Source organism: Pseudoalteromonas luteoviolacea (genome assembly GCF_018100925.1).
Taxonomy (GTDB): Bacteria; Pseudomonadota; Gammaproteobacteria; order Enterobacterales; family Alteromonadaceae; genus Pseudoalteromonas; species Pseudoalteromonas obscura.
In genome coordinates this window covers 652,960-664,867 of the sequence record NZ_JAGJEH010000002.1, presented here as the reverse complement: position 1 = coordinate 664,867, position 11,908 = coordinate 652,960, and the positions used below count along the sequence as shown (strand labels likewise).

The 11,908-nt window shown below is 41.9% G+C and carries 11 protein-coding genes; 4 read left to right on the top strand and 7 right to left on the bottom strand.

The window, feature by feature from the left end; all coding sequences use genetic code 11:
* Positions 1 to 175: 175 nt before the first annotated feature.
* From J8M00_RS05855 to J8M00_RS05835, 5 genes are all read right to left on the bottom strand, one after another.
* Positions 176 to 1,693: a polyamine aminopropyltransferase gene (locus J8M00_RS05855; RefSeq protein WP_211009397.1), complete on the bottom strand. Its 1,518-nt coding sequence runs from the start codon at positions 1,691 to 1,693 to the stop codon at positions 176 to 178.
* On the bottom strand, positions 1,693 to 2,478 hold the full coding sequence (locus tag J8M00_RS05850; RefSeq protein ID WP_211009396.1) for a hypothetical protein: 786 nt from the start codon (positions 2,476 to 2,478) through the stop codon (positions 1,693 to 1,695). The genes J8M00_RS05855 and J8M00_RS05850 overlap by 1 nt, the downstream gene beginning before the upstream one ends.
* 1 nt (position 2,479) lies before the next feature.
* A complete protein-coding gene (locus J8M00_RS05845) occupies positions 2,480 to 3,319 on the bottom strand; it encodes a DUF350 domain-containing protein (RefSeq protein ID WP_211009395.1) in 840 nt (279 codons plus the stop codon).
* A 209-nt stretch (positions 3,320 to 3,528) separates the two neighbouring features.
* On the bottom strand, positions 3,529 to 4,866 hold the full coding sequence (gene astB / locus J8M00_RS05840) for an N-succinylarginine dihydrolase (protein ID WP_211009394.1): 1,338 nt from the start codon (positions 4,864 to 4,866) through the stop codon (positions 3,529 to 3,531).
* A gap of 270 nt (positions 4,867 to 5,136) precedes the next feature.
* Positions 5,137 to 5,403, bottom strand: coding sequence for a hypothetical protein (locus tag J8M00_RS05835; protein ID WP_348772544.1), 267 nt, complete (start codon positions 5,401 to 5,403; stop codon positions 5,137 to 5,139).
* Between the two features lie 336 nt (positions 5,404 to 5,739).
* On the opposite strand from J8M00_RS05835, the gene J8M00_RS05830 reads away from it, so the two are divergent.
* Entirely contained in the window at positions 5,740 to 6,213 is a 474-nt protein-coding gene (locus J8M00_RS05830) for a deoxycytidylate deaminase (protein WP_023399260.1), read from the top strand.
* A gap of 48 nt (positions 6,214 to 6,261) precedes the next feature.
* Here J8M00_RS05830 and J8M00_RS05825 read toward each other — a convergent pair whose 3' ends face one another.
* Complete coding sequence (locus J8M00_RS05825) at positions 6,262 to 6,837, bottom strand: hypothetical protein (RefSeq protein WP_211009393.1); 576 nt, start codon at positions 6,835 to 6,837, stop codon at positions 6,262 to 6,264.
* Between the two features lie 153 nt (positions 6,838 to 6,990).
* Between J8M00_RS05825 and J8M00_RS05820 the strand changes: the two genes are divergently transcribed.
* Entirely contained in the window at positions 6,991 to 8,175 is a 1,185-nt protein-coding gene (locus J8M00_RS05820) for a quinone-dependent dihydroorotate dehydrogenase (RefSeq protein ID WP_211009392.1), read from the top strand.
* Positions 8,176 to 8,264: 89 nt separating this feature from the next.
* Here the strand turns inward: J8M00_RS05820 and J8M00_RS05815 are convergent, their stop codons facing one another.
* Positions 8,265 to 8,780: a hypothetical protein gene (locus tag J8M00_RS05815; RefSeq protein ID WP_023399257.1), complete on the bottom strand. Its 516-nt coding sequence runs from the start codon at positions 8,778 to 8,780 to the stop codon at positions 8,265 to 8,267.
* A gap of 288 nt (positions 8,781 to 9,068) precedes the next feature.
* On the opposite strand from J8M00_RS05815, the gene cyoA reads away from it, so the two are divergent.
* Both cyoA and cyoB read left to right on the top strand, forming a co-directional pair.
* Positions 9,069 to 9,878 carry a ubiquinol oxidase subunit II gene (gene cyoA / locus J8M00_RS05810; protein WP_247687236.1) on the top strand — a complete coding sequence of 270 codons (810 nt, stop codon included), beginning with the start codon at positions 9,069 to 9,071 and terminating at the stop codon, positions 9,876 to 9,878.
* Positions 9,868 to 11,904 (top strand): cytochrome o ubiquinol oxidase subunit I, encoded by a 2,037-nt coding sequence (gene cyoB / locus J8M00_RS05805; protein ID WP_023399255.1) that lies wholly within the window; start codon positions 9,868 to 9,870, stop codon positions 11,902 to 11,904. The genes cyoA and cyoB overlap by 11 nt, the downstream gene beginning before the upstream one ends.
* Positions 11,905 to 11,908: the final 4 nt, after the last annotated feature.

Here is an 11,908-nt window from a genome sequence, read left to right as displayed (position 1 = left end):
TTAAAAATTCACTTGTGATTTCAGGTACATTTTATAAAAAGCAAGAAATCAGGCTTACTTAATCATAAAATTTAAATATTTCTAGCCGCTCACAACCAAAATATTTGTGGCTCGTAAGGAAAAACGATAACTGACTTAGATAAGCAAGGTGATCAGCCGCTGGCTCTGGGCGTAGTTAGTTCCAATACCGCCACCCATCAAGATACAAATACAACACGTTAGGCCTGTCGAGGGTGCTCACTACTTCTTTATCGACTTTTTGATCACCTGCTAAAACTTGCATAGCGCTATCCAACTCATGGTGATAAAAACGTGTTGAAATATGCTCGAATTTTAATGGTTTCTGGCAATTTGACTGGCACCCCATCACAAACCCCCATTCCCCAAATGAAGGAACATTAGCAAAAAAAGTTTTTACATCCTTCATACCACTGGCTGCAACGGTATTTCTTATGGACCAAAAAGCTTCTTTGGCAAAAAACGGGCTCGTCGCTTGTGTCACGAATATACCACTTGGAGTTAATGCCCTACCGATAAGGCGATAAAACTGTAAGGAATATAAACGTGCCAAACTCACCGTTTTAGGATCTGGTAGGTCAACGATTACCAAATCAAACTTACGCTTAATTTGTTGCAAAAACACCATTGCATCACCATGCCAGACCGACACTTTTTCCGAATTTAGGGCATTGGCATTTAAATCTTTTAAATAGTGGTTTTCACGAGCAAGGCGTGCAACCGCTGGATCTAGGTCGACCAAAGTTACATGTTCCACATCGGCGTACTTGAGTACTTCTCTAACAGCCAGCCCATCTCCCCCACCCAGCACTAGGACATTTTTAATATTATCCCTGCGCTGCATCGCTGGGTGAACCAATACTTCATGGTATCGGTACTCATCGATCGAGGAAAATTGTAGACCTCCATTGAGGTAGAGCCGAACATCATTTTTATGTCTGGTCATGACGATTTGTTGATACTGTGTTTGCTCACTATGTACGACAGGATCGTCAAACACATGCCCATTCCAAGCTTTATTTAAACGAGCACTCGATGCCATAGTGCCAATCAAAATGACCGATACTAAAATCAGCGCCATTCGTAATTGATATTTTGGCTTGTCCATTATCTGAGAAGAGAAATACCACAATAATGACAATGCGATAGACAAGTTGATCAGGCCGAACATGAGCGAAGTTTTGAATATGCCCAACCAAGGAAGAAATATAAATGGGAACAATAAGGTCGCTAATAAGGCACCGAAGTAATCAATAGACAAAACGTTAGAGAGATTCGCTTTAAGACTATAGTGCTTTTCCATCAAGCGACTCAGTAGTGGGATCTCAAGCCCGATTAGCGTACCAATCACAGCTGTCAGCGTAACGGACGTTGCCTGAACCGAAATATCTAACGCATAGGCCAAATACAAAAGCGGCACACTCAAGCCCCCACACAGAGCGAGTAATAATTCAAACCCAATGAACTGTGCGAGTAACTTGTCATCTTTCACAAACCGTGAAAGATAAGATCCCACTCCCATAAATGCCATATAAACACCTATGGTCAAAGAAAACTGCGTTATGCTGTCACCCAAAAAGTACGAACCAGTTGTGGCAATGAGTAACTCATAAACAATTGAGCACAGCCCCGCAATGAAAATACTAAAAAGCAGGATATGGCTTTCGCGCAACATTACTTGCCTCCAACCCCACTGCGAGTGCGATACCCTGCACTTGATAAACTATGTTCACGCATATGTCTGTCAACCGCCAAGTGTTTTTTATAAGCTGCTTTTCGGTGATAATCAATATCGGCGTCTGAATCATTTTGGGCAAGAAAATATGCAAAGATAAGGAGCACTGAATATAACGCTAATAACCACCCAACAGGCTTAAAGTTTAAATCGTAACTGTCTTCGCTTGAACCATACTTGTTATGCATCTCAATATGCTTAAAAACAATAACGCCACACAACAAAGCAATAGGGACAAGTATAAAGAGTAAAACCAAAAACGCCGCCGCATCACCTCTTAGTTCAGTGACCTTAAACCTGAAATCTTTTTTCTTCGAAGGCGCATAACTATGTGGTCCATTGCTTTCATGTAACACCACACTATAAATACCCGCTTCTGCTAAGCGAATCTCAAAATCAAGGTTACCTTGCGATTCCCTCCAAAACCCCTCAGAGTCTCTGCCTGTTTCTGTCCAAAGCTCTCTGCTCAATGTAAATAAGTACTGTTCATTGGGGTCAAAAACCTCAAACTCAACACTCTTCCAGGTGTTATCAGGCATCATGCCATAGACTTCGAAGCGTACCAGTGCACCGTCTTCAGAAACGCGGAACTCATACGGTTTTGACTTATAAGCCTTGCCAAGAACGGTCCTTACCTCCCGTACACTTTCATTGAAGTAAGCATTGAAATAGGCTGCAATAACTATCGCCAATATTGTTGTAGCTAAAACGCGACTTACCATCATTCTAGAGCACAACCACAATCACGCTGGCAACAGATAAAGCGACACCACCTTCGACCAAGGCCACTGACATATTATGCTCTTCACCAACTGCCTTATCTATACACACAGATGGGAATAACACTTTATCAATGAACAAACGAGCCAACGGGAGTACGACAAAGCCGATAACCGCATCTTGAGCAAATAAAGTAATACTTGACTGCCAGTTTTCGAATTCACCAACTAAAGCGTGCAATAACACCATGCCCAAGGCAACTAATGTTGCTGAAAATGTTGCCGCTACGGCATTGTTGCCCGACTCCAATTGCGTCATCAAATTATAATCAGTCAACAAATCGTATACGCGCGCGAACACAACCAAGGTTATCTGACCCAAGACATAAAATACAATTGCAGACATCCACCCTCCTTCCCCATGTAAGGAGGCGCCAATTAAAAGCGCACTGGCAATATAACTCGCAGCTTGTACAGCACCCGTCGAAACATTCTGCTTTTCGATTAACTGCTTTTTATTACAAAATGCGTGCAAAATTAGCTTATCGTTGATAACTCTTGAGATAAGCAGCATTACCATGCCGACAAAACAGTAACCAGCTACAGCCAATAAATCATTGACCAATCCAGCACTTGGGCCCATTAACACAGCGCAAAATATAATAGCAACGGCGACAATATAGCCAGCGACTGATGTCGCAAGCGCACTATTTTTCTTAATCAATATTTCATGAAAGGTATCGTAAGGTGTTGTGAAGTTATATAACCATTTGGCTAAAAACATCATAACCAGTAATAAGCCAACAAAGCTTAAACTTTGCAAAGTCATTAGAAGTGAATCGTACATAATGAATAACTACTTTTTTATTAGAATGGTCGTACTTAGCGTTTAGCCCAGTACAGCTGCAAACTTTTAGAGTTCTTTTCGAAAGCTATAACTTGCCCATAATAACATCAGTTTAGTTATTCAGTCTTTATAATTATCAGGTTTTATCCGACTTTTATAAACAATATAGTTGAGCGCACCGTATGTGCGCTGTCTCCTTCAGTTAAGCACTAAACTCTTTGAAAATCATAAACAGAGCCCAGAGCTAAAATTTGGCTGAGTTCGTCTAAAGCAGTGTAGCTTTCGGTAAGTAATTGAGGATCTGCCAAGTCATACTCAGATAAGTGGTCTCTGTAGTGTTTCTCAACCCATAGACAGAGTGTGTGATACAGGGTTTCATCTAGCAAGCAAGACTGGTTGCTTGCTTTAAGTTCCTGCTCAGACAAAACTACCCTCAACCGCAAACATGCAGGGCCCCCGCCATTTTGCATGCTTTGTTTGACGTCCAAATAAATGACTTCATTGATTGGGGTGCTCGCTTGCTTTAGTGCGCTCAAGTAGGACTCTACACTATCAACCTTTTGACATTCGCTTGGTGCAATTATGGCCATTCCACCATTTGGTAAGCTAACTAACTGACTATTAAAGATGTAACTTTGAACAGCGTCTTCCACGCTAACATCAGCCTCAGATACTTCAATTAAGTGCAATGGGCGACTTCCCTTATACGCATCTCGAATGTGTTTAACGGCAGCTTGTTGCTCATAAAAAGCTTGTTCATGAAACAAGAAAACGTTTTCATTTCCTATTGCTATCACATCGTTATGAAATACTCCTTGATCTATCACGTTTGGATTTTGCTGAATAAAAAGGCAATTATCTGGGTTTAACATGTGACTGCGCGCGACAGCTTCGCTGGCTTGACGAGTTTGCCTTGCTGGAAATTTAGTGGGCCGGACTTCACTACGATTATCTTGACCATACACAAACACAGCTAAGCCGGCGTGGTTGTATGAGTCTGCCAGTCTAGTATGGTTTGCCGCCCCCTCGTCACCAAAAAGAGGGTGCTGAGGTAATGGACTGTGGTGAACAAAAAAAGCCTCATCGTGGAACACTGACTGTAGAATGCGCGCCGTCGTATCAGCTTCAATGGCTCGGTGCAGCTTATTGCTAAGGTTTGCTGGTGTAAAATGCACTTTATTGTCTTGTGTATCGCAACTTGGGGAGATCGTCGCAGCATTGGCTGTCCACATAGAAGACGCCGAATAACAGGCTTTCAACAATTGCGGCTCTACTTGAGCGGCTTTTACAATGACTTGCTTATCACTTCCTGCAAATCCTAGAGAGCGCAAAGTCTTTAGGTCAGGCCGTGCATTTGGTGCTAGCACCCCTTGATGCAGTCCAAGTTGTGATAGTGCAAACATCTTTCCCAACCCTTGCAAAGCAGCTTGCTTCGGATTTGAAAATTTTTTTGCGTTCGCTTTTGAAGCAACATTTCCATACGAAAGACCTGCATAGTTGTGTGTAGGCCCCACGAGTCCATCGAAATTAACTTCATAATAGTTCATTATTGCCCCCTTTTAGTGCGTGCTGCACCGTTTTGGTAAGATTCACACAGGTTGTAGGTCAAAACCCATTTAAAAACCTGTTTAAATACAGCTTTACGCTGGCCAGTAAAGCCAGCACAACGAAGCATCAAGTTTAGTGCCAAATCTCAATATAGGCGGTAATTGTGGATACACGCGGAAGGGAGGAGATAATTAAAGGGTAAATGAACCTTTTCATACATTGACAAATATAAATCTAGCTTTTTACTGGTTGTTTTTGAAGGATCCACCCTATGCGTAGCTCACCCCCATAAGTAAACATAGTGCTGAACTAACAAGCCAAAATGTCAATGAGTTACTTGGAAACATAGGCATGATTACAGGGAATGCAATACCGCGACCGATAAGCATAATTGCAACCAAAAATATGACTGTCTTTAAAAGTGGTAAGCGACGGGTAACACCCGCTCCTGACAATGCAAAAATTCCCCATATAAAAAGCACACCAGCAATAAATGACGTCATTACTACTGGCTCAACTCTGCCCGCTTCGGCCATGCTCTCCAGCACCCAAAAAGCGATACCAAGGTGCGCCAAATATAATACAACCTATATGCAGTAACGCAGCTATAAAACTTGACGATGCCGCAAGAACCAAGGGTTTATTATTCAAGAGTAACGCCCTATTTAATAACTAAAAAGTCATAATAAATTACTTTTTTAAAAAGACTTATAATAATTAATAAGGCACAAAAAAACAGCACTCCCACATTTACTGTAAGTTTAACAAGATTAAAGTATATTAGTTCTTTGTTTGATATCAAAGTTAGGCTTCGAATTATTGCCAATACTGCGTATACTATCATTATAAACGTAGTATTAAAGGCATAAGCAATGAGACCAGATTGGGATGAATACTTCATTGATTTAGTTGACAGTGTTGGCCAGAGAGCCACCTGTGATCGGGGCAAATCAGGCTGTATTATAGTTAAAGATAAAAGAATAATATCAACAGGTTACGTGGGCTCTCCCTCTGGTTTACCACACTGTGATGATGTTGGCCATTTGATGAAGCAGGTGACTGATAGTGATGGGACCACACGACAACACTGTGTACGGACCATCCATGCAGAACAAAATGCTATCTGTCAGGCCGCAAGGTATGGTGTACCTTTAGACGGTGCTACATTGTACTGCACAATGGAGCCATGTCGTGTTTGTGCAATGCTGATAATCAGTTGTGGCATTTCAAAAGTTGTTGCTAAAAAACGATATCATGCAGCCCAAGAAACGAGAGATATGTTTGCAATGGCGGGGGTTGAACTTGTTGTAATAGAACAAGAGGTTGCCACATACGACGACCAATAACCCATTGAGGAGTGGCTTCTACTCTGCCCACTCCTCTAACACTCACCTTTACGCCATCGACAACCTGCCAAAGATATCTTTATGGAAGTTTTCACCAGTTATACCATGGCGTTTGACTTTATCATGATTGATGCGTTTATTTGCTTCCATTAATTGATTAATAAACTCATTAATTTGAATGTTATAGTATTTAAATACTCCGACACTTCTAGATATATTTACATCACTTCTATTTATTTCATCTGCTAAGCAAAACTGATGTTGAAAAAGTACTTGCGTTGGCGAGTCTAGTGCTTGGTTAAACCTAAAAACAGCCGCGTTGTCTATCGCTTTGACTCGTGTTTGATTGCCGTAGCGCTCCCAAGCCACAGCACAGACGGATACAGTAAACTCCTTACCAAACTCCCTAACAAGCTTCTGGAGCGGATCTGTGGCACCATGAGTAAAAGCATTTATGTTAAACGATTCAACAGACACAGTGCCGTAGCGAGACTCATACCTCAACTGCAAAGTATTCAATAAATAAAACACTTCCCCTGTACTTTGCCAAATAGGCTCCACTATGTTTCGTGTTATCGGCTTGGCAACTTGCGTACCCAAGAGTTTTAACATCAGCTTTTTCATTAGCACCTCCATAAATTCATTACCACATTTTAAATGATAATAATTCTTATTGCTATTATTATTTAAAGATCATAAGCTAAAAAGCATGAGTTACCAGATGTGCTTGTGAAAGCACCCAACAACAACAATCGATGACAAATTTGGAGGTTGAAAATGCGCCTTATCATCGGCATTCGTAACTTTGTGTTAAAGCTACTGTACAGAGCGGTTCGTCCGCTGATCTTCCTGATGGACCCAGAAGACGCGCACTACATGTTCAAACGTGTAGGCGTTATATTGGGCTCAAACTTTCTAACTCGCTGGTTCACCTCGCTTTTCTTCAACTATGGACACCGCAGTCTGAATATTGAAGTTGACGGTATCAAATATAGAAACCCATTAGGTTTATCTGCAGGCTTTGACAAAGACGGCGAATTAACCAAAATTTACCCATCGATTGGCTTTGGCTTGGCAGAGCTTGGATCGTTTACTGGTGAAGTTTGTCCAGGTAACCCGGGTAAACGTCTGTTTAGAATGGTTAAATCAAAATCAATCTTAGTGTGGTACGGACTAAATAACCAAGGTGCTGAAAAAATTTCATCTCGATTAAAAGGCGTCAACTTTGGCAAATTAAAAGTTGGTATCAATGCTGCCAAGTCAAATATTACCCCAGAGTTTGACCTTAATGACTCAATCGATGACTACACCAAAACAATGAAGCTCTTTAAAGATATTGGGGATTACTACACGATTAATATCAGCTGCCCTAATACCCAAGATGGCGAACCATTTGTCGACAAAGCCAATTTAGATGCATTACTAATTGCAGTAAACGAGCACAGGGTCGAAGATAGACCTATTTATGTAAAACTAGCGGCAGATATGACTCTTGAAGAAATTAATATCATTGTAGACGCCTGTGTTGAGCACAAAATGGATGGTGTAGTTTTGACAAACCTTGCAAAACCTAAATTTAATCAAGAGTACGTAAAAGACGAACTACCTTTCCATAAAGGCGCGATGAGCGGTTTACCACTTCAGAGGATCTCCACAAATGTGATCAGGCATGTTTATCGAAGAACTCGTGGAGAATTGACTATTATAGGTGTTGGGGGTGTATTCACGGCAAAAGATGCGTACGAAAAGATCACCTCAGGTGCAAGCATATTGCACATGATTTCGACTTTAATATTTGACGGTCCACAAAATATCAGCGAAATCAATCGAGGTCTTGTTAAACTGCTAAAGGCGGATGGCTTTAACTCCATTGAAGAAGCGGTAGGCTCTAGGAACCCACTGCCGAAAATAAAAGAGGTCAATGAAGACCCCTCTGACAAGGGAATAAGCTCGGCAGCATAAAGCTGCAATCACGATTTGATGCTACGAGTGGTGATAACTTTTTCATTCTCCAAAGTTTATCACCACTATTTGCACCAAACTTTCTCGTTTTAATCTGGAATGGGTGACGACAAATTTGAACTATCAGCAATAAATTGGGCTTTAGGATGCCCTTCTAACTGGGTCTCTACAATATGTGTTTGTGACTTTTTGACATCGATAATTATGATAACATCGCCTGCATCGAGGTGCTCATTGACTAAGATTTGGAAATATTCATCGAATGACTTACCAGCAAGCCTAACAATTAGCATGACGACAAAACCACCTATGATGCTTGCGGCCAGTGCTTGTAACAAAAATTTATTTGTCCAGTCAGTAAAAAAATACATAAATGTGATCAGGGCCAACGCGGTGATGCCAGCAAGTAAGAACGCTCGCTTTCTAGCTGACAAGATTTGGGTTTTTTCTATTTGAGTTGAGCCATGTAAATGATGGGTTTCAATACCATTTTCATCCCGCGATAGTACGTAAAAATGGTGATCATCGATACCCAGTTCATGTACCTCATTCGAAATCATTTCTGCGTCGTCTAGGCTATCAGTGGAATAAAATAATCTCTTCATATCGCACGCTCCAGAATTATTTTTGACGGTGTCATTACGAAGTCTAGACATAAATTGCTCAAAAAACATCTAAATTTGCAATTCGTACGTATTGATCTAGCTCAAGACATCCTTGAATTTTGGCTGTATTCCCTATAACATTCCCCTCCGAGAGGGGTGTAAATGGAAACAGTTCTCAATTGCATTAATCTCGTTAATTTATTCAGGCAGGTAATGGGGTAATTACCCGCGATATCAAGTAGGTTGAATATGCTGAAAAAGTCCTTGTCACTCGTAATGGTTTTTACGATGGCGTTTCTTCTAACAGGTTGTGAGCTTGCTCTTTTTGACCCTGCGGGGCCAATTGGTGAACAGGCGAAAGACCTGATTATAATCTCTGTGGCTTTATTACTTATTGTAATAATCCCTGTATTATTTATGTCTATTTACTTCCCGTACAAGTATCGTACTAGCAATAAAAACGCTGAGTACAAGCCGTCGTGGGAACACTCAACAAAAATCGAACTTGTTGTTTGGATTGTGCCTTGTTTGATCATTGCTGCACTTGCATATTTCACATATGTCACGTCTCACGACCTAGACCCGCGTAAGCCGCTAGGTAAAGACGAAGACACATTGACTATTCAAGTTGTTGCGATGGACTGGAAATGGCTATTTATCTATCCAGAGCAGCAGATCGCAACCGTCAACGAAATTTCAATCCCAGTGAATACACCGGTTGAGTTTTTAATCACGTCAGACACTGTGATGAACTCATTCTTTATTCCAAGATTGGGAAGCCAGATTTACGCGATGGCTGGTATGGAAAATAGACTTAACCTGATGGCATCTGAAGAAGGTACATTCAGAGGCATGTCTGCAAACTACAGCGGTTTTGGTTTCTCAGGTATGAAGTTCAAAACACACTCTGTAGATCAAGCAGGCTTCGATGCTTGGGTTAACAAAGTTAAAGCTTCAGAGCATGTACTAGACGAACCTACTTACAAAGCGCTTAGCGAGAAATCAAAAGACAATCCGGTAGTTTACTACTCGGATGTTGACCCTCTGCACTTTAAGAAAACCATAGAGAAATACACTGGGGTTCAAAATGGCAAGTAAAGCTACCATAATCACAGATCCGGATCCGCTCACGGGTAAACTGACCTGGGATTCTATTCCTGTTCATGACCCTGTAATTCTGCCAGTAATGATCTGTGCAATACTTGGCGGTTTATTCCTATTCGCACTTATCACTAAAATGGGTAAGTGGAGATACCTTTGGGAAGAATGGTTCACATCTGTAGACCATAAAAAAATTGGTATCATGTATGTCATCGCAGCGATTGTGATGTTGGTCCGCGGTTTCGCGGATGCAATTATGATGCGTACTCACCAAGCATTGGCAACCGCCGATAGCGTGGGTGCGGGTTATCTCCCTCCTGAACACTATGACCAGATCTTTACTGCTCACGGTGTAATTATGATTTTCTTCGTAGCCATGCCTTTGGTTGTTGGCTTGATGAACATCGTTGTACCACTGCAAATTGGCGCGCGTGACGTTGCCTTCCCATTCCTGAACTCTCTGAGCTTCTGGTTGTTCGTAGTTGGTGCACTACTAGTTAATATTTCACTATTCCTTGGTGAATTCGCAGCGACTGGTTGGTTGGCATATCCACCGCTTTCAGGTATTGAATACAGTCCCTGGGTCGGGGTCGACTATTGGCTCTGGGCACTTCAGATCTCTGGTATCGGTACCCTACTAACTGGTGTTAACTTCTTCGTTACTATCATCAGAATGCGTGCGCCAGGCATGAAGCTTATGCAAATGCCAGTATTCACATGGACTTCTCTATGTGCAAACGTACTAATCATTCTTTCGTTCCCTATTCTAACAGTAACTATCACGCTACTAACGCTTGATAGATACCTAGGTACAAACTTCTTCACTAATGACCTTGGTGGTAACCAAATGATGTACGTAAACCTCATTTGGGCATGGGGTCACCCAGAAGTTTACATTCTAATTCTACCTGCGTTCGGTATCTTCTCTGAGGTTGCAGCGACATTCTCTCGTAAGCGTTTGTTTGGTTATACATCTCTTGTATGGGCAACAGCGGTTATCATGGTTCTAGCAATGGTTGTATGGCTACACCACTTCTTCACCATGGGTGCAGGTTCAAGTGTAAATGCCTTCTTCGGTATCGCCACCATGATCATAGCCGTCCCAACCGGAGTTAAGATCTTCAACTGGCTATTTACTATGTATAAAGGCCGTGTTGAGTTCACAGCATCAATGTGGTGGACATGTAGCTTCCTATTCACCTTCACCATTGGTGGTATGACAGGTGTAATGCTAGCTGTTCCTGCAGCTGACTTCGTACTTCACAACAGCTTGTTCCTAATTGCACACTTCCACAACGTAATCATTGGTGGTGCAGTATTTGGTTACTTCGCAGGTCTTACTTACTGGTGGCCTAAAGCGACTGGTTGGATGCTTGATGAGAAACTTAACAAGCTTTCTTGTGCGCTTTGGACAATCGGTTTCTTCGTTGCGTTCATGCCGCTATACATCCTTGGTTTCAACGGTATGACTCGTCGTCTTAACTACTACGACAACCCAGAGTGGACTCCGTTGCTAATCGTTGCAATGGTTGGTGCATTTATCGTAGCAGCTGGTATCGCTGTTCAGTTCTACATGGGCTTCATCAGCTTCAAGAACCGTAAGCAAAATATGGACGTTACAGGCGATCCTTGGAATGGCCGTACGCTTGAGTGGGCGACTTCGTCACCACCTCCGTTCTACAACTTCGCTAAGCTACCTAAGATCCATGACCGTGATGAGCATCATTACAAGAAAGAGCATGGTATTGCTTACCAAAAGCCTGAGAAGTACTCAAAGATCCACATGCCATCAAACACATGGGCTGGCTTTGTGATCAGTGCATTCTCACTAACTTTAGGTTTCGGTTTCGTATGGCACATCTGGTGGATGGTTATAGCTAGCTTCGTCGGTATCGTAGCTTCTTGGATTGCGTATTCATTTGATCGCAACAAAGACTACTACGTACAAGTCGACCAAGTTGAAGAAATCGAGTCAAAGCACTTGGCAGCTGTTGCAGAACACGCAGCTAACAATGGCAAGTAGAGGA

What these genes read in the sequence shown, in the direction of transcription:
- J8M00_RS05855 (WP_211009397.1), bottom strand. Translation starts at nt 1,693, where the DNA reads ATGTTGCGCGAAAGCCATATCCTGCTTTTTAGTATTTTCATTGCGGGG.
- J8M00_RS05850 (WP_211009396.1), bottom strand. Translation starts at nt 2,478, where the DNA reads ATGATGGTAAGTCGCGTTTTAGCTACAACAATATTGGCGATAGTTATT.
- J8M00_RS05845 (WP_211009395.1), bottom strand. Translation starts at nt 3,319, where the DNA reads ATGTACGATTCACTTCTAATGACTTTGCAAAGTTTAAGCTTTGTTGGC.
- astB (WP_211009394.1), bottom strand. Translation starts at nt 4,866, where the DNA reads ATGAACTATTATGAAGTTAATTTCGATGGACTCGTGGGGCCTACACAC.
- J8M00_RS05835 (WP_348772544.1), bottom strand. Translation starts at nt 5,403, where the DNA reads ATGGCCGAAGCGGGCAGAGTTGAGCCAGTAGTAATGACGTCATTTATT.
- J8M00_RS05830 (WP_023399260.1), top strand. Translation starts at nt 5,740, where the DNA reads ATGAGACCAGATTGGGATGAATACTTCATTGATTTAGTTGACAGTGTT.
- J8M00_RS05825 (WP_211009393.1), bottom strand. Translation starts at nt 6,837, where the DNA reads ATGAAAAAGCTGATGTTAAAACTCTTGGGTACGCAAGTTGCCAAGCCG.
- J8M00_RS05820 (WP_211009392.1), top strand. Translation starts at nt 6,991, where the DNA reads ATGCGCCTTATCATCGGCATTCGTAACTTTGTGTTAAAGCTACTGTAC.
- J8M00_RS05815 (WP_023399257.1), bottom strand. Translation starts at nt 8,780, where the DNA reads ATGAAGAGATTATTTTATTCCACTGATAGCCTAGACGACGCAGAAATG.
- cyoA (WP_247687236.1), top strand. Translation starts at nt 9,069, where the DNA reads ATGGCGTTTCTTCTAACAGGTTGTGAGCTTGCTCTTTTTGACCCTGCG.
- cyoB (WP_023399255.1), top strand. Translation starts at nt 9,868, where the DNA reads ATGGCAAGTAAAGCTACCATAATCACAGATCCGGATCCGCTCACGGGT.